The organism is Plantibacter sp. T3, assembly GCF_902506515.1.
GTDB lineage: Bacteria > Actinomycetota > Actinomycetes > Actinomycetales > Microbacteriaceae > Plantibacter > Plantibacter auratus.
On sequence record NZ_LR733286.1, the window covers coordinates 3,371,415 to 3,394,811 of the forward strand.

General features: G+C 70.9%; 21 protein-coding genes. 9 read left to right on the forward strand and 12 right to left on the reverse strand.

The genetic code is table 11. The features are described from left to right. Positions 1-94: 94 nt before the first annotated feature. From GV015_RS16025 to mtrA, 3 genes are read right to left on the reverse strand one after another with little or no spacing between them, the layout of a single operon-like run. Positions 95-1,828, reverse strand: a complete 1,734-nt coding sequence (locus GV015_RS16025; protein WP_159879333.1) for an LpqB family beta-propeller domain-containing protein — start codon at positions 1,826-1,828, stop codon at positions 95-97. Next, complete coding sequence (gene mtrB / locus GV015_RS16030) at positions 1,821-3,512, reverse strand: MtrAB system histidine kinase MtrB (protein ID WP_124769640.1); 1,692 nt, start codon at positions 3,510-3,512, stop codon at positions 1,821-1,823. Before mtrB ends, GV015_RS16025 begins: the two co-directional genes overlap by 8 nt. A 6-nt stretch (positions 3,513-3,518) precedes the next feature. Beyond that, positions 3,519-4,202 (reverse strand): MtrAB system response regulator MtrA, encoded by a 684-nt coding sequence (gene mtrA / locus GV015_RS16035; protein ID WP_064295232.1) that lies wholly within the window; start codon positions 4,200-4,202, stop codon positions 3,519-3,521. Positions 4,203-4,365: 163 nt separating this feature from the next. Here mtrA and GV015_RS16040 point away from each other — a divergent pair, with 163 nt between their 5' ends. Genes GV015_RS16040 through GV015_RS16060 form a run of 5 tightly spaced genes read left to right on the forward strand, consistent with a single transcriptional unit; the run spans position 4,366 to position 10,035 of the window. Beyond that, positions 4,366-5,862 (forward strand): hypothetical protein, encoded by a 1,497-nt coding sequence (locus GV015_RS16040; RefSeq protein WP_159879335.1) that lies wholly within the window; start codon positions 4,366-4,368, stop codon positions 5,860-5,862. Continuing rightward, on the forward strand, positions 5,859-6,527 hold the full coding sequence (locus GV015_RS16045; RefSeq protein ID WP_159879337.1) for a DUF4129 domain-containing protein: 669 nt from the start codon (positions 5,859-5,861) through the stop codon (positions 6,525-6,527). Before GV015_RS16040 ends, GV015_RS16045 begins: the two co-directional genes overlap by 4 nt. Further along, the gene (locus GV015_RS16050; RefSeq protein WP_159879339.1) at positions 6,524-7,741 is read left to right on the forward strand and encodes a DUF4350 domain-containing protein; all 1,218 of its coding nucleotides are present in this window, start codon (positions 6,524-6,526) and stop codon (positions 7,739-7,741) included. Before GV015_RS16045 ends, GV015_RS16050 begins: the two co-directional genes overlap by 4 nt. Next, on the forward strand, positions 7,738-8,727 hold the full coding sequence (locus tag GV015_RS16055; RefSeq protein WP_159879341.1) for a MoxR family ATPase: 990 nt from the start codon (positions 7,738-7,740) through the stop codon (positions 8,725-8,727). The genes GV015_RS16050 and GV015_RS16055 overlap by 4 nt, the downstream gene beginning before the upstream one ends. Beyond that, positions 8,728-10,035, forward strand: coding sequence for a DUF58 domain-containing protein (locus GV015_RS16060; RefSeq protein ID WP_159879343.1), 1,308 nt, complete (start codon positions 8,728-8,730; stop codon positions 10,033-10,035). It abuts the gene before it with no gap. 60 nt (positions 10,036-10,095) lie between these two features. Here the strand turns inward: GV015_RS16060 and GV015_RS16065 are convergent, their stop codons facing one another. Then, entirely contained in the window at positions 10,096-10,962 is an 867-nt protein-coding gene (locus tag GV015_RS16065) for a LysR family substrate-binding domain-containing protein (protein ID WP_159879345.1), read from the reverse strand. A gap of 98 nt (positions 10,963-11,060) precedes the next feature. On the opposite strand from GV015_RS16065, the gene GV015_RS16070 reads away from it, so the two are divergent. Beyond that, a complete protein-coding gene (locus GV015_RS16070; RefSeq protein ID WP_056012681.1) occupies positions 11,061-11,456 on the forward strand; it encodes a DUF5997 family protein in 396 nt (131 codons plus the stop codon). 3 nt (positions 11,457-11,459) lie between these two features. On the opposite strand, the gene GV015_RS16075 is transcribed toward GV015_RS16070, so the two are convergent. After that, complete coding sequence (locus tag GV015_RS16075) at positions 11,460-12,455, reverse strand: stage II sporulation protein M (RefSeq protein WP_079707261.1); 996 nt, start codon at positions 12,453-12,455, stop codon at positions 11,460-11,462. A gap of 67 nt (positions 12,456-12,522) precedes the next feature. Between GV015_RS16075 and GV015_RS16080 the strand changes: the two genes are divergently transcribed. After that, on the forward strand, positions 12,523-13,383 hold the full coding sequence (locus GV015_RS16080) for an RDD family protein (protein WP_085513390.1): 861 nt from the start codon (positions 12,523-12,525) through the stop codon (positions 13,381-13,383). A gap of 22 nt (positions 13,384-13,405) precedes the next feature. Here the strand turns inward: GV015_RS16080 and ahcY are convergent, their stop codons facing one another. Continuing rightward, a complete protein-coding gene (gene ahcY / locus GV015_RS16085; RefSeq protein ID WP_121292048.1) occupies positions 13,406-14,896 on the reverse strand; it encodes an adenosylhomocysteinase in 1,491 nt (496 codons plus the stop codon). Positions 14,897-14,978: 82 nt separating this feature from the next. Continuing rightward, positions 14,979-15,188 carry a DUF3499 family protein gene (locus GV015_RS16090; protein ID WP_369808449.1) on the reverse strand — a complete coding sequence of 70 codons (210 nt, stop codon included), beginning with the start codon at positions 15,186-15,188 and terminating at the stop codon, positions 14,979-14,981. A gap of 107 nt (positions 15,189-15,295) precedes the next feature. Here GV015_RS16090 and GV015_RS16095 point away from each other — a divergent pair, with 107 nt between their 5' ends. Continuing rightward, positions 15,296-15,733 (forward strand): metallopeptidase family protein, encoded by a 438-nt coding sequence (locus GV015_RS16095; protein ID WP_159879347.1) that lies wholly within the window; start codon positions 15,296-15,298, stop codon positions 15,731-15,733. Positions 15,734-15,749: 16 nt separating this feature from the next. Here GV015_RS16095 and GV015_RS16100 read toward each other — a convergent pair whose 3' ends face one another. The 5 genes from GV015_RS16100 to GV015_RS16120 all read right to left on the reverse strand — a co-directional run bounded on the left by GV015_RS16100 (position 15,750) and on the right by GV015_RS16120 (position 22,311). Continuing rightward, the gene (locus GV015_RS16100) at positions 15,750-17,183 is read right to left on the reverse strand and encodes a DUF5719 family protein (protein WP_159879349.1); all 1,434 of its coding nucleotides are present in this window, start codon (positions 17,181-17,183) and stop codon (positions 15,750-15,752) included. Then, positions 17,173-20,523 (reverse strand): glycosyltransferase, encoded by a 3,351-nt coding sequence (locus tag GV015_RS16105; RefSeq protein WP_159879351.1) that lies wholly within the window; start codon positions 20,521-20,523, stop codon positions 17,173-17,175. Before GV015_RS16105 ends, GV015_RS16100 begins: the two co-directional genes overlap by 11 nt. 111 nt (positions 20,524-20,634) lie before the next feature. Then, complete coding sequence (locus GV015_RS16110) at positions 20,635-20,964, reverse strand: WhiB family transcriptional regulator (protein WP_079002812.1); 330 nt, start codon at positions 20,962-20,964, stop codon at positions 20,635-20,637. Positions 20,965-21,150: 186 nt separating this feature from the next. Next, positions 21,151-22,113: a UDP-glucose 4-epimerase GalE gene (gene galE, locus GV015_RS16115; RefSeq protein ID WP_159879353.1), complete on the reverse strand. Its 963-nt coding sequence runs from the start codon at positions 22,111-22,113 to the stop codon at positions 21,151-21,153. A 54-nt stretch (positions 22,114-22,167) separates the two neighbouring features. Next, positions 22,168-22,311, reverse strand: coding sequence for a hypothetical protein (locus tag GV015_RS16120; RefSeq protein ID WP_159879355.1), 144 nt, complete (start codon positions 22,309-22,311; stop codon positions 22,168-22,170). 93 nt (positions 22,312-22,404) lie between these two features. On the opposite strand from GV015_RS16120, the gene GV015_RS16125 reads away from it, so the two are divergent. After that, complete coding sequence (locus GV015_RS16125) at positions 22,405-23,385, forward strand: GlxA family transcriptional regulator (protein ID WP_159879357.1); 981 nt, start codon at positions 22,405-22,407, stop codon at positions 23,383-23,385. Positions 23,386-23,397: the final 12 nt, after the last annotated feature.

Here is a 23,397-nt window from a genome sequence, read left to right on the forward strand (position 1 = left end):
ATCCGATGGTCGCGCCCACGCGGCGCGTCCGGTGGCGCATCGTCCGAGACGCGGACGGCTTCGGCACTCCGAACGCGCTGTGGAGCGCGTTCACTCAGTCGGGCGACCCCAGCTGGGTCGCGATGAACCGGACGTCGCTGCCCGCCTCCTGCCAGCTCGACCCGCGGGGCAACAGCAGCCGACCGTCACTCGTGAGGGCCCGCAGTTGCGTCGGTCCGTTGCCCCCGACCAGGTTCGTGACGTCCGCGAGCTTCGGTACGGGCGCGGAGCGGCCGCCGATCTGTTGCGTGACGATCGTCGTCCCGTCACCGCCGCCCAGCAGGACGGCGACGGTGATGTCGTCGACCCAGGTGACGGTCGTCGCCTCCGTGGACATGACGCGGAGCTCGACGGGATCGCCGAGTCGCAACGGCGCGTTCCGGTCACCGCGGATGATCGCGGCGGCCACGAGCCGCGACTGCGTCCCGTCCCGGAGCAGCGCGACGAGGCGAGTACCCTCCCGGGACACCTGGATCGAATCGATCGTGGACGCGCCGGTCCAACTCGTCGCGACCTGCACCGTGCCACCCGCGGCGTCGTGCGCGAGCAGCGCGGACGGCGCCGCCGCCGGCACGGTCCAGGTGAAGCCGAACGGGTCCATCGTCGGCGGAAGGAGTCCCGGGCGGTTGTCGACGAGCCGGATGTCGCCGTCGGCCTGGATCACCGTGACACCGGCGGCGGAACGGACCGCGGCCTGGTCATGGTCGGCGGACAACACGGCCGCGTCGGCCCCGGCCGCCACGACCGCCGTCGAGATCCCCGGCACGGCCTCGAGCCGGTTCCCCGAGGCGAAGCCGAACTCGTCCCCGCGCTGGACGAGCGCCCGGGGGTCGACCCGCGGTGCGGCGAGCGACAGCGGCGAGACCGTCTGCGTGGAGTTGCCGACGACGGTGATCGCGACGTTCGAGACGGCGGCCACCCCGCCGACGCTGCCCGACAGCTGCACGAGGCTGCTGCTCAGCTGGAGCTGCATCCGCTGGAGCGTGACGGCATCCGCCTGCAGGGCCGGTTTGGTCAGGTCCACGCGCGCGGTCCCCGCCTCGACCGGAACGGCGTCGCTCGTGAGCGAGGTCCCCTCGGGGAACGCCGTCGCCACCGCGCCCTTCAGCCATTCCGCCGGTCCGTCGAGCAGCGCCCCCACGATCCTCGTCGCGGTCGACGCCCGCGAGGGGAACCAGCGCTGGTCGGGGACGAGTCGGGTGAAACTCGGGTCGAAGTAGCTCAGTGAGTAGGCCGCGAAGACGTCGGCGAAGGTCGATGACTCGAGGACGATGCCCGGCGGAGCGGCCGCGATCCGCCACTCCCCCCGCACCTGCTCGAAGGAGTAGGTCCAGCTCAGCGGCGACGAGTTCCCCGATTCGCGGTACTCACCCCGGTCGTCGACCGCCGCGACGGGGCTGACGGTGAGTTGCACCGTGTCGGCGACCGGGGCGAACGTGCGGCCGCCCTGGTCGATGGTCACTCCGGCGTCGGGATCCCAGTCGGACCGGAGCGCGGGTGCGAGGAACTCGCGCGCGATCTCGTAGTTGTTCTGCGGGCTCGCGGCGGCGTCGATGAAGCCCCGGAGGATCTGCTCCGGCGTCGCCCCCTCGGCGGGGCCCGGCGCGATGAAGTTGACGTCGACGTCGCCGCCGTCCCCCTCGACCGTTCCGCCGTCCTGCACGGAACCGCCCCGCGGGATGCCCACGCAGGCGCTGAGCACCACCACGAGGAGCATCGGCAGCGCCGCCGCAGCGATCCGACGTACTGCGGATCGTCGTCTCGGCGATCGTGCGGGGACGTCAACCACGAGCATCCTCCTTGTCGTCGTCGGCCGATCGCACGGTCGGGAGTGAGCGGGTCGTCGGCGCGGTGAGCTCGTCGACGATGGACTCGATCGCATCGTCGGGCGGCAGGCTGATGGGCGAGCGGACGATCTCCGTCCCGGGTTCGCGTGGGATGGTGAGGCGGAAGGACGAGCCGGCGGCGGGCTCCGACCAGACCTCCAGCCACCCCTCGTGCAGGACCGCGTCCTCGAGGGAGATCGCGAGTCCGAGCCCGGTGCCGCCGATGGTGCGCTTGCGGGACGGGTCCGCGCGCCAGAAGCGGTCGAACACGCGCTCGGTGGCCTCACGCGTCATGCCCTGGCCGTAGTCGCGTACCGCGATCGCGACCGAGGACTCGTTGCTGTCCACCGACACCACGATCGGTTTGCCCTCGCCGTGCTCGATGGCGTTGCCGACGAGGTTGCGCACGATCCGCCGGATCCGCCTCGGGTCCATCGGGACCGCCGAGTAGCCACCCGGTGCGACGATCCGGAGGTCCGAACCGGTCGGCTCCGCGAGCGGGCGGAGCTCCTCCACGACCTCCTCCGCGAGATGGACGAGACTCGTCGGTTCCAGTTCGAGTTCGATGCTGCCGGCGTCGTAGCGGCTGATCTCCAGCAGGTCGGCCAGCAGGATCTCGAACCGCCCGACCTGGTCGTGGAGGAGCTCGGCCGTCCGCTCGGTGGCCGGTGGGAAGGAGTCGCGCTGGTCGTAGAGCACGTCGCCGGCCAGGCGAATGGTCGTCAGGGGCGTGCGCAGCTCGTGCGAGACGTCCGACACGAACCGCTGCTGCACGAGCGAGAGCTCCGCGAGTTCCTTGATCTGCTTCTGCATGCTGGCGGCCATCCCGTTGAAGGAGCGGGCGAGGATGGCGAGCTCGTCCTCGCCCTTCTCGGGCATCCGCACGTCCAGGTCGCCGCCGGCCAGACGTTGACTCGTCTCGGCTGCGAACCGGATCGGTGTCGCCACGAAGCGGACGATGAACCACGCGGCACCACCGACGAGGATCATGAGGCCGACGCCCGCGAGGAAGAGCGTCCGTTGGACGAAGCCGAGCGTCTGCTCCGAGTCGCTCAGGTCGAAGCCCAGATAGATCTCGTATGACCCCGCGGTCGGCATCGACACCATGGAACCGACGACGATGCCGGCGGTGGTCGAGCCGTCGGCGGATGTGAGGGTCACCGACTGCCACTGGAGGGTGTCCGGGTCGGCCCGGACCGCCTCACTGAGCGCGTCCGAGATGACACCCCCTCCCAGCCCCGGCGACTCGAAGCCCGGAGGCGTGACCTGGCTGGGGTCCTGCCCGGGAGCCCGGTAGGCGGCGATGAGGCTGCTGCCGGAGGTCGTCTGGAGATCGGTCCGCACGGTCCCCATGAGCTGCTGGAGGGCGACGCGCTCGCTGGCGTCCGACGCGTCGAGGATGCTCTGCGCGGACGCGATGGCACGACCGGAGCCGCCGAGCGCCTGCTGCAGTCGGGATTGGAAGAGATCGTTGCCGATGCTGAACGAGAGGTAGGCGCCGGTCAGGAGGATGGCGAGTCCCGAGAGGCCGACCGTGATGGCGACCGTCCGGAACTGCAGCGAGCGCCGCCACTGCGAGCGCACCTGCTGCGGCCACCTCCGCCACAGCCGCCAGTCGGCCGCCCAGCCGGCGAGTCGGGAGGCCATGTCGGATCAGCCGGTGACCGCGCCGGCGCGGTATCCGACGCCACGCACCGTCATGACGATCTTCGGGTTGTCGGGGTCTTCCTCGACCTTCGCGCGGAGCCGCTGCACGTGGACGTTCACGAGTCGGGTGTCGGCCTTGTAGTGGTATCCCCAGACCTGTTCGAGCAGCATCTCGCGGGTGAACACCTGCTGGGGTTTGCTCGCCAGTGCGAGGAGGAGGTCGAACTCCAGCGGCGTGAGCCCGATGACCCCGTCGGCGCGACGGACCTCGTGGCCCGCGACGTCCACGGTGAGGTCGCCGATGCGGAGGGTCTCCGCGAGGTCGGCGGCCGGCGCGCGCAGCCGCGTACGGATCCGGGCGACGAGCTCCTTCGGGTTGAACGGCTTCACCATGTAGTCGTCGGCGCCGGACTCGAGCCCCTTCACCACGTCCGCGGTGTCGGACTTCGCGGTCAGCATGATGACCGGGACACCGGACTCCTGACGGATCAGGCGGCACACCTCGATCCCGTCGATCCCCGGGAGCATGAGGTCGAGGAGGACGAGGTCGGGCTTGGTGTCGCGGAACGCCTGGAGCGCGCCGCCCCCGTCCGCGCAGAACGACGGCTCGAAGCCCTCGGTGCGCAGCACGATGCCGATCATCTCGGCGAGTGCGGTGTCGTCGTCGACGACGAGAATGCGTGCGTTCATAGCTCCGTCTCGGGTGTGACCGGCCGGCCGCGCTGCCTGACCGGTGTCCTTACGTCTCGCCTCAGCGTAGTCGAAGTGTCCAGGAGAACCGCCGAACCGCCGGTCGCGGGCAGGCTCGGTGTGACAACATGGAGGGGTTCGAGACGGCGAGGGGGTGTTGCTGATGGACACGGAACAGCGAGCCGGGGGCGAGATGGGCGATCAGGATCCGAACCCGTGGGCGACCCCGCAGGGGCCACGACAGCCGGTGGCGCCGGAGCAGGCGACACCGCAGCCGCTGCCACCGCAGCAGCGGCATCCACAGCAGCCCGGCTATCCGCCGCCGCCGCAGGGAGCCCCACAGCAGCCCGGGTACCCGCCGCAGCAGGGATACCAGCAGCAGCCCGGGTACCCGCCGCAGCAGGGACACCCGCAACAGCCCGCGTATCCGGCGCAGGCGGGGTACCCACAGCCGGGATACGGCCAGCAGCCGTATCCACAGCAGATCCCGCCCCAGTACACCCAGCCGTATACCCAGGCGCAGCAGCCCGGGTACGGGACCCCTCCTTCGGCTCCGACCGCCGCCTACGACGCGAACCCGTACGCGACCGGTGCGTCCTGGGCCCCGGGTCCCCAGCAGGGATGGGCACCGCCGCCGAAGCCGGGGCTCATCCCGCTCCGGCCGCTGTCCTTCAGCGACCTGTTCGGCGCCCCCTTCCTCGTGCTGCGACGCAACCCGAAGGCGACGTTCGGGAGCGCCCTCCTCCTGCAGGGTCTCACCGCCGTCCTCTCCCTCGTCATCGTCGGCGTCGTCACCTGGCTCTCGTTGAGCCGGCTGTCGCAGGCGGCCCCCGGCGAGGAGGACGCCATCAGCGCCGGGGCGATCACGGCCATCATCCTGTCCTTCCTGATCCCGGTGGCGGTCTCGATCGCCGGCAGCGCGATCCTGCAGGGCATCATCGCGCAAGAGGTCGCCCGCGGCACCCTCGGCGAGAAGTTGCCGCTCGGCGTGCTCTGGCGACGCACGAAGGCGCGGTTCCTGCCGCTCATCGGCTACACCTTCCTCCTGATCGGTGTCGTGACGGTGTTCATCGCCGTCGCGGTTGGCCTCGGCTTCGTGCTCACCGGTCTCGGCGGGACCGCGGGCGTGGCCCTGACGGTGGTCATGGGCATCGGCGCACTGCTCGTCCTGATCGCCGCTTCCGTGTGGCTCGGGACGAAGTTCTCCCTCACACCGAGCATCATCGTCCTCGAGAACGGCAAGGTCTTCGCCTCGCTCGCTCGCTCCTGGCGCCTGACCGACGGCTATTTCTGGCGGACCTTCGGCGTCCAGTTCCTCGTCTCCTCGGTCGTCAGTGTCGCGTCGCAGGTCGTCGCGACCCCGATCAGCCTGCTCGCGAGTCTCGTCCCCGTGCTGTTCGTCGGGGTGGACTCGGAGGCGACCATGATCGTCGCCACCATCGCCGCGCAGGGCCTGTCCCTGCTCGTCTCCGTCATCATCGGTGCGATCACGGTCGTCGTCATCAGTGCCACGTCGGCGGTCATCTATGTGGACCTGCGGATGCGCAAGGAGGGGCTCGACCTCGACCTCGCGCGGTTCGTCGAGGCGCGCGCCGGCGGTCGCGAGACGGTCGACAACCCCTTCGACGTCGCCGCCGCCGGAGGCAAAGCGACCCGATGAGCCCACTGTTCCTCGCGTCGCGCCTCGACGTCCCGCTCGTCCCTGATGCACCGGGCGCCCGGGACCTCCTGCAGCGTGAGCTGTCGAAGCCCGAGTACCAGACGGCGCAACCGTCGTTGTGGGACATCGTGTCGAAGGCGTTCTGGGACTGGGTGAACTCCCTCCGGGTGCCGGGTGAGGGCCCTTTCACCGGCCTGTTCCCGATCATCGCGATGACCGTGGTCGTCGTCGGGATCGTCATCGCGTTCATCGTGTGGGGCGTCCCCCGCCTCAACCGACGGAGCGCCCGTCAGCTCGACCTCTTCGGCGAACGCGACGATCGGACCGCCGATCGGTTGCGCCAGGACGCGAGGACCGCCGCCGCGGCCGGCGACTGGACCCTCGCGCTCCAGGAGCTGTACCGGGCGATCGCTCGCGGACTGTCCGAGCGGACGATCGTCGTGGTCACCCCCGGCACGACGGCGCACGGTTTCGCCGCCCGGGCTGCGGCCGCGTTCCCGCAGGACGGGCGCGCGCTCGCGGAGGCCGCGGACGTCTTCGATGCCGTCCGCTACCTCGAGGCGACGGGCACCGAGGCACAGTACCGTGAGCTCGAAGCGCTCGACGCCCGGCTCTCCACCGCCGCGCCGCAGCTGCTCGCCGACCCCGAGGAGCTGGTCCGGTGACGCTCACGACGAAGCCCACGGTGCAGCGGGAGCCCGAGCCCGACGTCGCCACACCACGACTGCGGACCCGGCTGCGACGGAACCGGTTCTGGATCGTCGCGGCGGTCTTCGCGGTCGGGATCGCCCTCGTGCTCATGTTCGCGACGCGAGGCGCGTCGATCGACGCAGCCTTGCTCAGCCCGGGCAACCAGACCCCGAACGGCGGACGCGCGCTCGCGCAGGTGCTCCGCCAGGAGGGCGTCACCGTGACGGAGACCACCTCGCTCGACGCGACGCTCGAGGCGGTCGAGGACACCGACAGCACCGTCCTCCTGTTCGATCCCAGCGGACTGCTCGACGCCTCGCAGCTCGAGCGGTTGAGCGACGCCGACGCCGGACTCGTCGTCGTCACCCCCCGGGCCGCGGCGCTCCGCACCCTGTTCCCCGGCGTCTCGTTCGCGGGCAGCTCGGACACCGCCGACGTCCTGTCGTCCGACTGCGGCGACCCCACCGCCGAGCGGGCGGGGACGGTCACCGGTGGCTGGACGCTGTACACGACCACCGACGCCGACGCCGAGCGCTGTTTCACCGCCGACGGCGGCGGGAGCGCGGTCGTGACGCAGGCGGACGGCGCACGGGTGCTGCTCGGCTCGGCCGACGCCCTGACGAACGATGTCATCGACCGTGCTGGGAACGCCGCCCTCGCGCTCGGCCTGCTCGGCTCCACCGAGCAGTTGGTCTGGTACCTGCCGAGCCTCGCCGACGTGCCGGTCACCGGTCCCCCGAGCCTCGACGAGCTGACGCCGAGCTGGGTCGCCGGAGTCACCGGCACCGTCGTCGTCACGGCGATCCTGGCCATGTTCTGGCGCGGACGACGCTTCGGCCCGCTCGTCATCGAGGACCTGCCCGTCGCGGTCCGCGCGAGCGAGACGATGGAGGGGCGCGCACGCCTCTACCAGCGGTCCGGCAACCGTCAGCGGGCGCTCGACGCACTGCGGATCGGCACCGTGTCCCGCCTCGCGGTCGCCGCAGGCCTCTCCCGCCACGCCTCGGTCATCGAGGTCGCCGACACGGTCGCCGGGCTCGCCGGACTCGACCCTCGGCACGTGCGGTCCGTCCTGCTCGACGCCGTACCGACGAGCGACGCCGACCTCGTCTCCCTGTCCGATCACCTGCTCGATCTCGAAGCCGCCGTCGCGCGCGCCACGGACCTCACCGGAAGGAACCATCCATGACCGACGCCCCCGTGCCAGGATCCACCGCACCGAACCGCGACGACCTCCGGCGGGCACTCGCCCAGGTCCGCATCGAGGTCGGCAAGGCCGTCGTAGGTCAGGACGCCGCCGTCACCGGGCTCGTCATCGCGCTCCTCGCCAAGGGCCACGCGCTCCTCGAGGGTGTGCCCGGCGTCGCGAAGACCCTCCTCGTCCGATCGCTCAGCCACGCGCTCAGTCTGGACACGAAGCGCGTGCAGTTCACGCCCGACCTCATGCCCGGCGACGTCACCGGGTCGCTCGTCTACGACGCCAAGACCGGCGAGTTCGAGTTCCGCGAGGGCCCGGTGTTCACGAACATCCTGCTCGCCGACGAGATCAACCGCACACCCCCGAAGACCCAGTCCGCACTGCTGGAGGCGATGGAGGAGCGCCAGGTCAGCGTCGACGGCCGTTCGCTCCCACTCCCGGACCCGTTCATCGTCGCCGCCACGCAGAACCCGATCGAGTACGAAGGCACCTACACGCTCCCCGAGGCGCAGCTCGACCGCTTCCTGCTGAAGCTCGTCCTCGACGTGCCCGAACGCGACGTCGAGGTGGAGGTGCTCCGACGGCACTCCGCCGGGTTCAGCCCGCGCGACCTCACGGCTGCGGGTGTCAGGCCGGTCATGGGCGCGGCCGATCTGCGGGCGGCGCAGCTCGAGGTCGGACGCGTGGGTGCCAGCGCCGACGTCCTCGCCTACATCGTCGACCTCGCGCGTGCCACTCGGCGCAGCCCGTCCGTCCGGCTCGGGGTCAGCCCTCGAGGGACGACCGCCCTCCTCGCGTCGGCGAAGGCCTGGGCCTGGCTGAGCGGCTACCAGTCGATCACCCCCGACCACGTGCAGACGATGGTCCTCCCGGTGTGGCGCCACCGCATGCAGCTGCGGCCCGAGGCCGAGCTCGAGGGTGTCTCGGTCGACGCGATCCTGCGTTCGATCATGCAGCAGGTGCAGGTGCCCATCTAGATGGCCGTCACCGGGAGGTTCGTCGCGCTCGTCGCGTTCGGCATCGTGCCGATCGTGGTGCTCGGCGTGCTCACGGGCGACGCAGCTCCGGCGTTCATCGCATGGCTCGTGCTCGCCGCCGCGCTCGGAACGGTCGACCTCGTGGTCGCCGGTTCGCCTCGGGACATCGTCCTGCAACGGCAGCTGCCGTCCCGGGTCCGGCTCGGTGACTCGGCGACGAGCACCCTCTTCCTCACCAACCGCGGAGGTCGCCGCGTCCGGGCGCTGGTACGCGACGCCTGGCAGCCGTCCGCCGGCGCGCCCGCCGAGCGACTCCGCGTCGACCTCCCGCCCGGTGAGCGGCGGAGCGTCAGCCTGGTGCTCACGCCGTTCCGTCGGGGCGAGCGACGGGTGTCCCAGGTCACGGTGCGGTCGTTCGGTCCGCTCGGTCTCCTGGCTCGACAGGCGACGCTGAACAGCGCCGGGCACCTCCGAGTCCTGCCGGCGTTCAACTCCCGGAAGCACCTCCCGAGCCGGATCGCACGCCTCCGCGAGCTCGACGGCGCGACGAGCGTCATGGTCCGCGGTCAGGGCACCGAGTTCGACTCCCTCCGCGAATACGTGCGAGGTGACGACGTCCGTTCGATCGACTGGCGTGCCACGGCACGACGCGGCGACGTCATGATCCGCACCTGGCGGCCAGAGCGCGACCGCCGGGTCGTCATCGTCACCGACACCGGCCGCACCTCCGCCGCGCGCATCGCCGACGAGCCGCGCATCGACACCGCGTTCGAAGCCGCGCTCCTCCTGGCCGCGCTCGCCACGAGAGCAGGCGACCGCATCGACTATCTCGCCTACGACCGTCGCGTGCGTGGTCGCGTCCAGGGGGCGACCGGCGCCGAACTCCTCTCCAGGATGGTCGATGCGATGGCGCTCGTCGACCCGGAACTCATCGAGACCGACTGGGACGCCGTCCCCGGCCAGGTCAGGCAGATCACGAACCAGCGCGCCCTCGTCGTCCTGCAGACCTCGATCGACGCCCCCGGGGCCGCGCGCGGGCTCCTCGCCGTCCTCCCCCAGCTCACGCAGCGCCACACGGTCGTCGTGACGAGCGTCGTCGACCCGGCGACCCTCGAGGCCACGCGCGACCGCGGCGACCGCGAGACCGTCTACCGCGCCGCTGCGGCCGAACGCGCCCTGCTGGACATCGAACGCGTGTCGGCGGCGATCAGACAGCTCGGGGCCGACGTCGTCACCGGTTCGCCGGAGACCCTCCCCCCGGCGCTCGCCGACGCCTACATCGCGCTCAAGGCGTCCGGTCGGCTCTAGCCCGATCCGTCGCCGATCGAGCGGCTTCCTCCGAGTGCCGGCCGGAACCGGATCGACGGGTCAGCGGCCCTTACGCTTCTTGCGGCGTTCCCGGGCGAGCTCCTCCTGCTTGGCCTTGCGCGCGGCGAGCTGGGCGCCTCGGCTCGTCCCGGCGGCGGTGCCCTGGGTCGAACCGGCCTTCGGCGCCTTCCGTCGTCTCGCGGCCTGCTGCGGTGCAGGAGCGGCGGCCTGCTCGGTCGGGGCGGACCGTCGCGAGCTGTTGGCCGTGCGTCCGCGGACGATGCCGATGAACTCCTCCACGGCTTCGTCCTCGCGGTCCTGCGACCAGACCAGCACGACCGGGATCGATGGAAGACCGGCGATCGGACGGTATTCCACGTCCTTCCGCTGATGCAGTCGCGCGACCGACTGCGGGACCACGACGATCCCGACCTCGGACGCGGCCAGTTCGACCGCTGCCTCCGGGTCGTCGGTCAACGGGGCCGCCGGGGCGTCGAACCCGAGCACGGCGGCACGTTCGGCCCACTCGAGGACGAGCGGCGTCATGATCAGCTGCTCGTCGGCGAGCGCGGCCATTCCGACCGTGTCCTCGGCTCCGAGTGCAGCGCCCTTGGCGAAGACGACGACGGGGAGTTCCTCGAACAGGGCGATCGTGTTCAGCCCGTCCTGGTCGATCGGGACCCGGGCGAGCACGACGTCCGCCGCACCGGAGGCCAGGACCGCTCGCTGCTCGTCGAGGTCCACTCGGATCAGGCGGAGTTCGTCGTCCGGACGGCGCTCGCTCCAGATGCGCGCCCACTTCCCCGGGTTCACGCCGCGCGCGTAGGCTACGGTCAGCGCCGGCGGGACGATCTCCGGCACCGTGTCGGCACCGAGCCCGTCGTCGCCGACCTCGATCCCGTCGACCTGGTCGTCCTGCCTGTCCATCGAAGCCTCCACTGCTCGGCTTGCCACACTACTGCAGCTCAGTCGACGGGTGATCCGGCTGGTTGGGCGAGGACACCGCAGCGAGGTACGCTGAGCGGATGGGTGCGAGCGAACAGATCATGAAACCGGCGACCGCGGCGAAGAAGCTCGGGGTCTATCTGCCGGCGACCCCGGCGTCGTTCCAGGAGGAGCCGATCACGCGGTCGGCGTTCCTCGAACTGCAGGCGAACCCGGCGGACTGGCTCGTCGAGCTCCGCAAGAACGGACCGCACCCGCGCGACGTCGTCGCCCGCAAGCTGGGCGTGTCGACCTCCGGTCTGGCTCGCGCCGAGATCACCGAGGCGTTGACCACCGAACAGATCCAGGAGCTCCTCCGCACGCTGCCCGCCTGGCTCGTGCAGGAGCGCGCCGTCCACGCCGAGGTGAACGCCGAGAACGCCCGGGTCAACGCCAGGAACGCCGAGCGCCGCGCACGATCCGAAGCTGGCGAGTAGCCGTCAGCCGGCGACGATCCGCTTCGCGCCGGCCTCGAACTCAGCCAGGTCGCCGCGTTCGCCCGAGCGGTACGCGCGACCGCCCCACCAGCACATGTAGGTCAGGAACGCGGCGAGCGCTCCCCCGCCGATGAGCATCTTGACCGCCCACGGCCACGGTGCGGGCGTCACGAAACCCTCGACGAGCCCCGAGACGAAGAGCACGATCACCAGCCCGATGGCGATCGTGAACAGCGCTCGGCCCTCCTCGGCAAGCGCCTGGCCCCTCGTCCGTGGCCCCGGTGCCACCCAGGCCCAGAAGATGCGGAGACCCGCCGCGGCCGCGACGAACACCGCCGTGAGCTCGAGCATGCCGTGCGGGAGGATGTACTCGAAGAACACGTCGCCCTTGCCGTAGGCGAACATGACCCCCGCGGCCTGCCCGACCCCCTGGGCGTTGGTGACGATGATGTACGGGACCCAGACGCCGCTGATGCCGAACGCGACGCATTGCGCTGCGATCCACGCGTTGTTCGTCCACACCTGGCCGGCGAAGCTCGCGGCCGGGTTGTTGGAGTAGTAGGCGACGAAGTCGTCCTCGACGTACTGCTTGAGTTGCGCGTCGGTGCCGAGGTTCGCGAGGACCTGCGGGTTGCCGGCGATCCACACGGCGTACAGGGTCGCGATGACGACCGTCGCGACCGCGACGGCGAGGGTCACCCACCGGACCCGGTAGAGCGCGGCCGGCAGCGCCAGGACGAAGAACCGCGGGACACTCGACAACACGTTCGCGCTGGCGCCGGTGAACCGGAGGCGCGCCCGCGACAGCGAGACCGAGAGGCGGTCTCCGACGAGGGTCGATCCGGCCGTCGTCTTGATCGCGGAGAGCTGGGTCGCTCCGGCCTGGTAGCGGTCGATCAGCTCATCGGCCTCCGGCCCGCTGAAGAACCGTTGCTTGCCGAGCGCGTCGAGGCGGTCCCATTCCTGACGGTGGGCTGCGGAGTAGGCGTCGAGGTCCATCGCAGCCATGCTACGCGTTGGTGGCGCTCCATGGCCGGTCCCCCGCGCATCTGCTTGAATGGAGCACATGTCCGAACCGGCCCGGGTCCCGCTGCACGAGACGACGCTAGACGACGGCACCGAGCTGATCACCGGCGAGGCGGTCGCCCTCGACGTGCGGCCCACCGGATTCATCCTGCGCGCGGCGGGCGCCATCATCGACTACGTGGTGTCGATCCTCGTGTTCGTCGGCCTCATGCTCGCGATGTTCTCCTGGATCCTGTCCGGGGTCGCCATGGACACCGCGATGTTCACCGCCATCGTGCTCGGCCTGACGGTGCTCTGTCTCGTCGTCCTGCCGGCAGCGGTCGAGATCGCCACCCGCGGACGGTCGCTCGGCAGACTCGTGGTCGGTGCCCGCATCGTCCGAGACGACGGCGGTGCACCCGGCTTCCGGCACGCGTTCATCCGTGCCCTCACCGGGTACTTCGAGATCTACGCCACAGCTGGCGGCATCGCAGCACTCACCGGCCTGCTCAGTGCTCGCTCGAAGCGTCTGGGCGACGTGCTCGCCGGGACCTACAGCCAACGTGAGCGTCTGCCGCGGGTGGTGGAGCCCGTCGCGATGATCCCACCGCAGCTCGCCGCCTGGGCCGGCGGCGCCGACGTGGCCCGGCTGCCCGACCCGCTGGCGCGGCGCGTCACCCAGTTCCTCAAGCAGGCCGGATCGCTCACCCCGGCCACGAGGACCCGATTGGCGGCCGAACTCGCGGCAGAGGTGTCCCGATTCGTGTCGCCGCTGCCGATCGCTCCGCCGGAGGCGTTCCTCGTCGGTGTCTCCGTCATCCGCCGGGAGCGCGAGTACCAGGCCCAACTCGCGGCCCGTCAGCGCCTGTCACTCCTCCAGCCGGTGCTGAGCGGTCAGCCGCACCGGTTCCCCGACCGCTGAGGCGGGGAACCGGCGGCACCGCCTAGTAGCGGTAGTGGTCGACCTTGTACGGGCCCTCGACCGGCACGCCGATGTAGTCGGCCTGCTCGCCCGTGAGCGTCGTCAGCTGCACGCCGAGCGCGTCGAGGTGCAGGCGTGCGACCTTCTCGTCGAGGTGCTTCGGCAGCACGTACACGCCGATCGGGTACTCCTCGATCCGCGTCCAGAGCTCGAGCTGTGCGAGCACCTGGTTCGTGAAGGAGTTGCTCATCACGAACGAGGGGTGCCCCGTCGCGTTCCCGAGGTTCATGAGTCGTCCCTCGCTGAGCACGAGGACGCTGCGCCCCGTGGGGAGGCGCCACTCGTGGACCTGGGGCTTGATCTCGATCTTCTCGGCGCCCTCGAGCGCCTCGAGCGAGGCCATGTCGATCTCGTTGTCGAAGTGCCCGACGTTCGAGACGATCGCGAGGTGCTTGAGCGCGAGGATGTGGTCGAGGGTGACGACGTTGAAGTTGCCGGTGCACGTCACGATGATGTCGACCTGGTCGGCGACGCTCTCGAGGGTCGCGACCTGGAAGCCGTCCATCGACGCCTGGAGGGCGCAGATCGGGTCGACCTCGGAGACGATGACCCGAGCGCCCTGGCCGCGGAGGGCCTCAGCTGCACCCTTGCCGACGTCGCCGTAGCCCGCGACGAAGACGACCTTGCCACCGATGAGCACGTCGGTCGCGCGGTTCAGGCCGTCCGGCAGCGAGTGCCGGATGCCGTACTTGTTGTCGAACTTGCTCTTCGTGACCGAGTCGTTCACGTTGATCGCGGGGAACAGCAGCTCACCCTGCTTCGCCAGCTCGTAGAGGCGGTGGACACCGGTGGTGGTCTCCTCGGTCACGCCGAGGATGTCGGCGGCGACCTTCGTCCAACGGTCGCTGCTGCCGGCGAGCGAACGACGGAGCACGTCGAGGACGATGCTGTACTCATGGCTGTCGGCGTCGGTCGTGTCGGGGACCGCTCCGGCCAGCTCGAACCGACGGCCCTGGTGGACGAGCATGCTCGCGTCGCCGCCGTCGTCGAGGATGAGGTTGGGTCCGGTCCACTCGGCTCCGGCCGTGGCGGCCTCGGTCGACCAGTCGAAGATCTGCTCGGTGCACCACCAGTACTCTTCGAGGGTCTCGCCCTTCCAAGCGAAGACCGGCACGCCGGCCGGTGCCTCGACGGTCCCGTGCGGACCGACGGCGACGGCTGCCGCCGCCTCGTCCTGGGTCGAGAAGATGTTGCAGCTCGCCCAGCGCACCTGGGCACCGAGCGCGACGAGTGTCTCGATGAGCACCGCGGTCTGCACCGTCATGTGCAGCGAACCGGCGATGCGGGCGCCGGCGAGCGGCTGGCTCGCGCCGAACTCCTCGCGGAGGGCCATCAGGCCGGGCATCTCGTTCTCGGCGAGGCGGAGCTGGTGTCGGCCGGCCTCGGCGAGCGACAGGTCGGCCACCTTGTAGGGCAGGGTGGTCGTGGGGGCAGACGGTGCGGAAGAACTCATGACGCCATTCTCGCAGACCGTCAGGCGTCGTGGACCTTCATGTCGGGTCCGAGATCGGCACGGGGCGGTGGCGCGCCGACGGTCAGGAGCCGTAGCCGACGTCGCCGAGGACGCTGTGCTTCACGACGCTCCAGCCCTGCGGCACGCTCAGCCGTACGGCGTGGATGGAGCAGAGGTCGTAGCTGTGCGGGCTCTTCTCGATGCTCAGCGGACCGAGGACGGCCATCGAGTCGCGGTAGTCGTAGGTCAGCGTCGCCACGGGCTCGCGCGAGCAGCCGACCTTCGAACACATCCTGTCCACCATTTGCCCCAGCGTAGCCCGCGGGCGCCGACGGCACCGTCCGGCTCGCCGGTCGAGCGGGTCTGAACCGGGCCGCCGACCACACCTAGACTGGACGCATGGCGCAGGCTGACGAGGAGACGCGAGGCGCCCTCTCGCGCCGCCGATCACGGCACGGTCGCAACGGTCGTTCGAGCGTCGTCGGACCGGACGTGCCACCGATCGACACCCGGATCGACCAGTTCGACCTGACGGTCGCCACCACCGCCGACTACCTCCGCGGAGCCTGGCCCGCCGAACTCGCCGACGTCCGGTTCGAGGTCGGCGCGATGCCGGCGCAGAACTCCGGGACGGACGGCGTCGACCGCTGGTTCGTCGACCGAGGACGCCGACGCATCATCCTGTACCGGCTGCCCATCCAGCGGATGAGCAAGCTCCACCGGAACGACGAGCTGCATCAGCGCATGATGGTGGAGAGCTGCGTGTTCCGCGCCGTCGCCGAGCTCCTCGGCAAGGACCCCTGGGACCTCGGGCCGGAGCGCTACCGGTTCCTCTGACCCGAGGCCGCTGCGGTCAGCGCGGGTAGACGCTGATCGGTGCCGCCAGCGGGTTCGGCGGCGTGACCGGCAGCGACGTGAGCCGCCCCGCCGCGGCGAGACTGATCGAGGCGTGGAGGCCGTCGGCCCCGGCGAGGACGTAGCTCTGACCGGCGCCGACGCCGATGGTCACCGCCGCTCCAGCGCCGACCTTCGCCGTGGTCTCCTTGCCGTCAGCCCCCGTCAACGTGAGTTCGGCGTCGGAGCCAGACGGGTTGAAGACGTGGAGCTTCTGCCCCGGCCCGGTGGGGACCGTGAGGGCCGCGGTGTCGTCGAGTGCGGGCGTCGCTCCGAACCAGGCGAAGTCCTCGAGCGTTCCGCCGCGCGAGTTCGTCCGGGCCGCCGCGACCACCGGTCGGGTCGAGGTGACCTCCAGCGAGAACTCACCGGCCGGGAGTTCGGCCAGGGCGATCTCACCGGGAACGCCCGGCTGGATGGTCGCGTCGATGACGATCGGCTCGTCCTTCGCGTTCTCTCGGGTGGCGGTGATGACGACGTCGGCTGGCTCGGATCCCGGCGCGAACAGTCTGAGGGCCGTGGCCCGGTCGTCGACGGACGCGGTGTCGGAGCTCGCCCCTGCGGCCGCGGGGGCCGTGACGACGACGCCGGGGATCACGAGGTCGGTCGAAGGCGACGCGGTCGGCCCCTGGACCTCGACGCCACCGGGGGTCAGGACGCGGACCGTGCTCTGCTGGAGCGCGGCCACCACCTGGCCGCCCTCGCTCGTCACGTGCACGACCGGGGTGGGCTCATTGGGTGCGAGGCCGGTGAGGGCGATCACCCGCTGCGTGCCCGTGGCGACGACGATCCCGGCGGCACCCGGAGCGTCGATCCGCCCGGCGGCGCCGAAGACCTCGAGGGTCACGTTCGCATCGACGGCCGACGGATTGCTCAGCAGGACCAGCGTGGTGCGACCGATGTCACTCGATCCGCCGACGAGCCAGCTCTCGGCCGATGCCGGCGTGCAAGCGGCGGCCGCCAGACCGGCGACCTCGGCTTCCGCGGCGATCTGCGACTGCGCGCCGCTCAGGGGCGTCACCGTCCCGTCGGTCGCGCCGGGGACGGTGATCACCGTGGGTCCACCGTCCGCCGTACCGCTCGTGTTGTCGGGTGCGGCCAACTCACTCGTCGTGGGCGTCACCCCGTTCGCTCCGAAGTCCACGGTCGCCGGGCCGAAGGAGCCGGCTGCCGTGGCGGCCGTCGCATCCTGGGCCAGGGCGAGCAGCGGCCCAGGACACACGACCGACTGGTCACCGGCCACCGGGGTGACTCGGATGTCCTGAGGGGCGATCTCGACCGTCGGGAGGGGCAACTGCCCGGCCGCCGCGATCGTGACCGCGGCGATCCCGATCCCGACGAGGCCGGTGACGATCCGACCGGAGGTGATGGCGACTCCGCGCTTACTGGGCATGCGGCTGCTCCGTTCCCGGGGTGTCCCGGCGGGTGGTGTCGGGATCCGGCGTCGTCTCGGTAGAGTCGCTCGGATCCGGATCGGGCACGGCGACATCGCCCGTGGCGACCGCCGGTTCGTCGGGGACCTGGCCGGCTGTGTTGTTCGTGTTCGTGTTCGTGTCGGCGTCTGGAGTCGACCCGGTCACGTCGTGGTCCGTGTCGACGGTGTCGTCCGTGACCGCCACGGTTCCATCGCGAACGACGGTGTCGTCGGCCGATGCACGGTCATCGACGGACTCGGCGTCATCGGCTGGTTCGGCGGTCACCGCCGCGGGCGCGGGCGCCGCGGCGGAGGCCTGACCCCGACGCCACCAGCGCGGCTTGGACGGGCGGGTCGACGCGTCGGCGGTGGTGGCCGACTCGGGTCCCTCCGCCTCCTCGTCGAGATCGGCGGTCGGGTCCTCGTCGTCGTAGGTGCCGGAAGCGTCGTCGTCGATCACGGCGACTGTCGCCCCGGACGCGGCCGCCTTCCGGGCGGCACGGCCCTTCAGCTTCGCAGGCTTCCTGGATCCCGCCCGGTACCCGTCGCGGGACGCACCGTTGGGGATGCTCAGGAGCAACGTGATGAGGAACACGACGCCCAGGCCGACACCGATGAGGGTGCCGAGCACGTTGGAGGTGGGGAGCTCGGGACCGGTGCCGACGTCCGCGACGGTGCGCCAGAGCGTCCCGCTCGTCGTGTCACCGACGGCGACCAACGCCGCGTTCGCGTCGAGCGCGCTCGCCGCACGGCCGGCGGTCTGACCCGCCGCCGTCTGCTCTTCGCCGTCGGCGACCGGCGACAGCAGCACGAAGGCGATGCCGTGCTCGACGAGAGTCTCCGTCGGGTCTAGTCCGCTCTGCGACGCGAGGTTGCCGGCGAGCTCGGCGACGACGCGGTCGTCCGAGGACACGCCGGGGGCCGTCTGGGCGATGGTGGACTGGCCGTCGAGCGTCTCCCCCTGTCCACGGATGACGACTGCGGTGATGGTCCCGTCGTCGCCGGGCGTGATGACGAGGGTGCCGAGCCGCGGATCGGTCTGTGTAGCGGCCGTCACGTAGGCGGGCAGCTGGCGACCGGAGCTCTCACGGACCACCGAGGTGCCGAGGGGCTGCGCGAGCGCGAGCGGGAGGGCGATCACCGCGGCGGCGAGGACCATGACGAGCGCCGGGGCAGCCCGGAACCGCGGGATGCGATCGAGGCCGAGGGTCGCAGCACCCACGATCCCGAGCCAGTACAGGCTGATCGCCGCGCCGGCCCAGACGGGGACGGCCGTTCCGGCGGCCGAGGCGAGGAGGAGATGCGTGGCGAACACCGCCGACACGAGTCCGAGGAACGCCGCGATCAGCAACGGGACGGCCCGTCTGGAGCCCGGGAGGAACAGGGCCAGCAGAGCGACGATCGCGAGTGGCGCGAGCAGCGCGGGTACCACGATGGCGGGAGTCGCACCCGGTAGCCCGAGCGCTGCGCCGAGCTGGCTCCATCCACCCAGGCTGCCGCCGGGGAAGCCGAGGGACAGTTGCCAGCCGGACGCCGCGGTCCCGGGCGTCGCGACGCCCGGGTCGGCGAGGAGTCCGAGCCAGTTGTCGCGATGGAGCCCCTGCTGCCAGATGAGCGGGGCGAACAGCGCGATGGCGGGGATCGGGATGAGTCCGACCCTGGCGACACCCCGACCGGCGAAGACCATCGCGACGACCCAGATGACGAGCAACGCCGGGGCGAGGGACGGAGAGCTCGCTGTGATCGCTGCGAACAGGAAGGCGCTCGTGCCGGCTGCGGCCCACGACCGGGACGCGACCACACCCGCGTAGAAGAGCCAGGGCAGCAGGACATGGACGATGACGGCCGCGGGACGACCATCGGCGAGCGCGGTCAGGAGCGTCGGGGCGAGCGCCCAGAGCAGCGCCGCCACCGCACGAGGACCGCTGCGCTCCGTGAGCCGGGTGGCGGCGAACCAGGCGCCGAGCGCCGAGAGCGGCAGCGCGAGCAGGAAGAGCAGGACCAGGGAGAAGGAGGGCTGCCAGAAGGTGATGGTCCCGAGCACCGCGAGGACCGCACTGAACGGGTCGGCGGCACCGACGAAGCCGAGACCGACGTCGCGCCACCCGAAGCCGATGTGCTGCCAGAGTTCGCCGACTGTCGCCGAGAGCGGGAGGAGTCCCCCACCGGTGAGGTACGTGGCTCCGAGGAGCGGAGCGAGGATCGCCGCTCCGATGACCGCCGTCGCGAGGACGACCCAGGCGCCTCCGCCGGAGAAGAAGCGGAGGTCGCGTTCCTCACCGATGAAGCCGATCTGCGTCGCCTCCCGCGCGAGCGCGCGTTTGCGTCGGACTTCGTCGAGTCGCATCCGCAAGCCGGCGATGCTCGACCAGCCCAAGGTCCGGTTCTTCGCGAGCTGGCGCCGGGCACTCCCGACCTTCGTTCCGGAGAACGCGACGGCGAACGCCGCCGAGAGCTCGCCCAGCACGAGCTCGGGTTGCTTCTTCACGAAGTGGCCGATGACCCGCAGGATGGCGAGGGGCACGAGGCTGAGCCAGTGCACGGGGACCATGATCCCGGGCGCATAGACGAGACGCCGGTGGAGCTGTGCGGCGCGGGCCTGGCGATGGCGACGACGACGCGCGCCGAGCCGGTTCGACCAGGAGGGCCCGGCGATGCCTTCGCCGGCGGAGGCGACCCGCGCCGTCGGCACGACCGCGACCAGATAGCCCGCGAGGCGGGTCCTGATGCAGAAGTCGAGGGCGTCGTCCGCCACGAGGGCCTGGTCGAAGCCGCCCAACTGGTCCCACAGCTGATGGCGCACCAGCATGCCGGCCGGACCGACCGCCATCACGTCGTTCATCGTGTCGTGCTGGGCCTGGTCGAGCTCGTCCTCGACCACCGGGACCGCCGCCCCGAGGGTGGTGATCGTCTCGCCGTAGCGCCGGAGGAACGATGCGTCGTCCCAGTCGAGGATCTTCGGGCCGGCCACACCGACGGACGGCGAGACCTCGAGGGCGCCCAACAGGGCGGCGAGCGCCGTCGGCTCGGGAGCCGTGTCCTCGGAGAGCAACCAGAGCATCTGCTCGGCGTCCTCAGGCTGATCGGTGACGCGGACGCCCGCGGCCACGGCTTGCGCGAAGCTGAGGTCCTCGGTCGAGGTCACGAGCTTCATGCCGGGGACGCGACCGAGTTCCTCGATCGTCGCCTCACTCGCGCGGGTGGCGACGGCGATGATCCCGTCCGCCGGACGGGTCTGGGCACGGAGGGCGTCGAGCGTGCGTGCGAGCGGCTCTGAGCCGTCGCGCACCACGAGAATCGCCGTTACTCGGGGAGACATCGGATTCAGACTAAGCGGGTCCGGCCGGAAGAGCGGGAACCGAGCGGGCGCGCCCCGAATCGGGGGTGTTCCGGTGAGTCGTGAGCGGTTCGGTCAGCGTCCGGCGACGGGTCAGACGGCGCGTTTGCGCAGCTTCCGGCGCTCGCGCTCGGAGAGGCCGCCCCAGATGCCGAAGCGCTCGTCGTTCGCGAGCGCGTACTCGAGGCACTGCGACTTGACGTCGCAGCTGGTGCAGATCCGCTTCGCGTCGCGCGTGGAGCCACCCTTCTCGGGGAAGAACGCCTCGGGGTCGGTCTGCGCGCACAGCGCGTCGGTCTGCCAGGAGAGCTGGGTGTCGTCCTCGCCCTCCGCAGCGGGCTGACGGACGCCGGGGACTCCGAGATTGACCGGATCGACGAACCAGTCGTCGGGTACTCCGGCACGATACTCAGGAATCGCCATACCGTCTCCCCACCTAGTCGTACCCTGCGCCACGCGGCGCGATACATAATTACACCCTTGTAGTTATGGTCGAGTCAAGTCGCACATCGTAAAGCCTCAATCACGAGGTGAGGGTTCGCGACGCGCCGGGTGTGACCCGAACTGGGTGTCGGGGCCCGCCTGGGCGGATCGAGCGGTCGCGCGACGTCAATCGGCGGCGCGCCTGGCCCGCCATGCGCTCTCCACCATCTGGCGCAGATCGTGTCGCATCCGCCAGTCGAGATCGCGAGCTGCGAGCGCACCGGACGCGACGATCCGCGCAGGATCGCCCGCCCTCCGCGGCATGATCTCGGGGGTGAAGTCGATCCCGGTCACCTCCGCCATCGCGGTCATGATCTCGCCGACGCTCGACCCGTCCCCACTCCCGAGGTTGTAGGCGGCCTCGAGGGACTCACCCGCATCGAGCCGCTTGGCTGCGGCGACGTGCGCGGCCGCGAGATCCGCGACGTGCAGGTAGTCGCGGACGCAGGTGCCGTCCGGCGTCGGGTAGTCGTCACCGTTGATGCGGGGGGTGCGTCCGGCGAGGAGCGCGTCGAAGACGAGTGGGAAGAGGTTGTGCGGGCTCGTGTCGTAGACCTCGTCCGTCCCGGAACCGACGACGTTGAAGTACCGCAGCGAGGTGTGACGCAGCCCGGTGGCGACACCCTGGTCGCGGAGCAGCCACTCGCCGATGAGCTTGGACTCGCCGTAGGGCGACTCGGGCGCTTTCGGGGTGTCCTCGGTGACCAGGTCGACGTCCGTCGTCCCGTACACCGCGGCGCTCGACGAGAAGACGATGCGCTCCACCCGGTGCTCCTCCATCGCGGCGAGCAGCATCGCGGTGGCCGTGACGTTCTGGGCGTAGGTGTGGAGCGGGCGCTGCACGGAGACACCCGCGTACTTGTACCCGGCGACATGGACGACACCGCTCAGCTCGAACTCGGAGAAGGTGCGCTCGAGGACCGAGCCGTCGAGCAGGGTTCCGCGGACGAACGGCACCCCGGCCGGGACGAAGCGCTCGTGCCCGCTCGACAGGTCGTCGAGGACGACGACGTCGATCCCCTCCGCTTGGAAGGCCCGAACCACATGGGCTCCGATGTATCCGGCTCCGCCCGTCACCAGCCACGCCACGATGCTTCCTCCAGGGAGTCCTCCACCTGCCGTGCTGCAGACGGAGTGACCAGACTACTGGAGGCGCGTGCCCCGTGCGGCGGGGCGGACGGGGACGCGGCGATAGCCGTCCGTCAGGACGGCACGGATGGTCGCGGCGGAGGCGACGACCGCGACGAGGACGATGAGGAAGCCGACGACGAGTGCGATGATGGACATGTCTGAAACTCTAGGAATGGCGAAAAACTGCCACCAGTGGCAGGATGGACGGAAAGCAGCACATTCCTGCCAAATCGATCGTCCGGAGGTCCCATGCTGTCGAAGGTCGCCCTGCTCGCCATTCCGGGGCTGCAACCGTTCGAGTTCAGCGTCGTCTGCGAGGTCTTCGGCATCGACCGGTCGGACCAGGGCGGTCCCGCCTTCGACCTCCGCATCGTCACGAAGGACCCAGGTCCGGTCCGGATGAACCTGAGCGACGACGGTGCGCGGGGCTTCGACATGATCGTCAACGACGACCTGTCCTTCGCGGCCGAGGCGGACCTCGTGGTGATCACCGGTCGTGGCGGATCGCGTGGCGGAGCGGTCGACGAGGCCTACCTCGGCGTCCTCCGAGCGGCGGAGGCGCGGGGCGCCTGGGTCCTCAGCGTGTGCAGCGGGTCGTTCGTCCTCGGTCAGGCAGGGCTGCTCGACGGTCGCCGCAGCACGACCCACTGGATGTACACCAGCGAGCAGCAGACGATGTTCCCGGGCACCACCGTCGACCCCGACGTGCTGTTCGTCGAGGACCGCAAGGTCATCACGGGCGCGGGGACCGCTGCCGGCATCGACGCGTGTCTGCACCTGGTACGACAGGAGTACGGCGCGGCGAGCGCCAACGTCATCGCCCGCCGGATGGTCGTCCCGCCCCAGCGCGACGGTGGTCAGGCGCAGTACGTCCTCTCCCCCGTCGCGGCGCAGCAGTGCGAGTCGCTCGCCCCGGTCGTCGACTGGATGCTCGACCACCTCGCCGAGGACCTGCCCATCGGGCGTCTCGCGCGGCAGGCGCACATGTCCGAGCGGACCTTCGCACGCCGCTTCCGCTCAGAGCTCGGCAGCACGCCGGCCGCCTGGCTGAACCGACAACGCCTGTTCCGAGCGCAGGAGATGCTCGAACGCACCGACCACGGTGTCGAGCGGATCGCTGCGGACACCGGGTTCGGCACCGCGGCGGTCCTCCGTCACCACTTCGACCGCGTCCTCGGCACCACGCCCGCCGCCTACCGGCGGAGTTTCGGGGTGCGGGAGAGCGCCTGAGCCACCTGGACC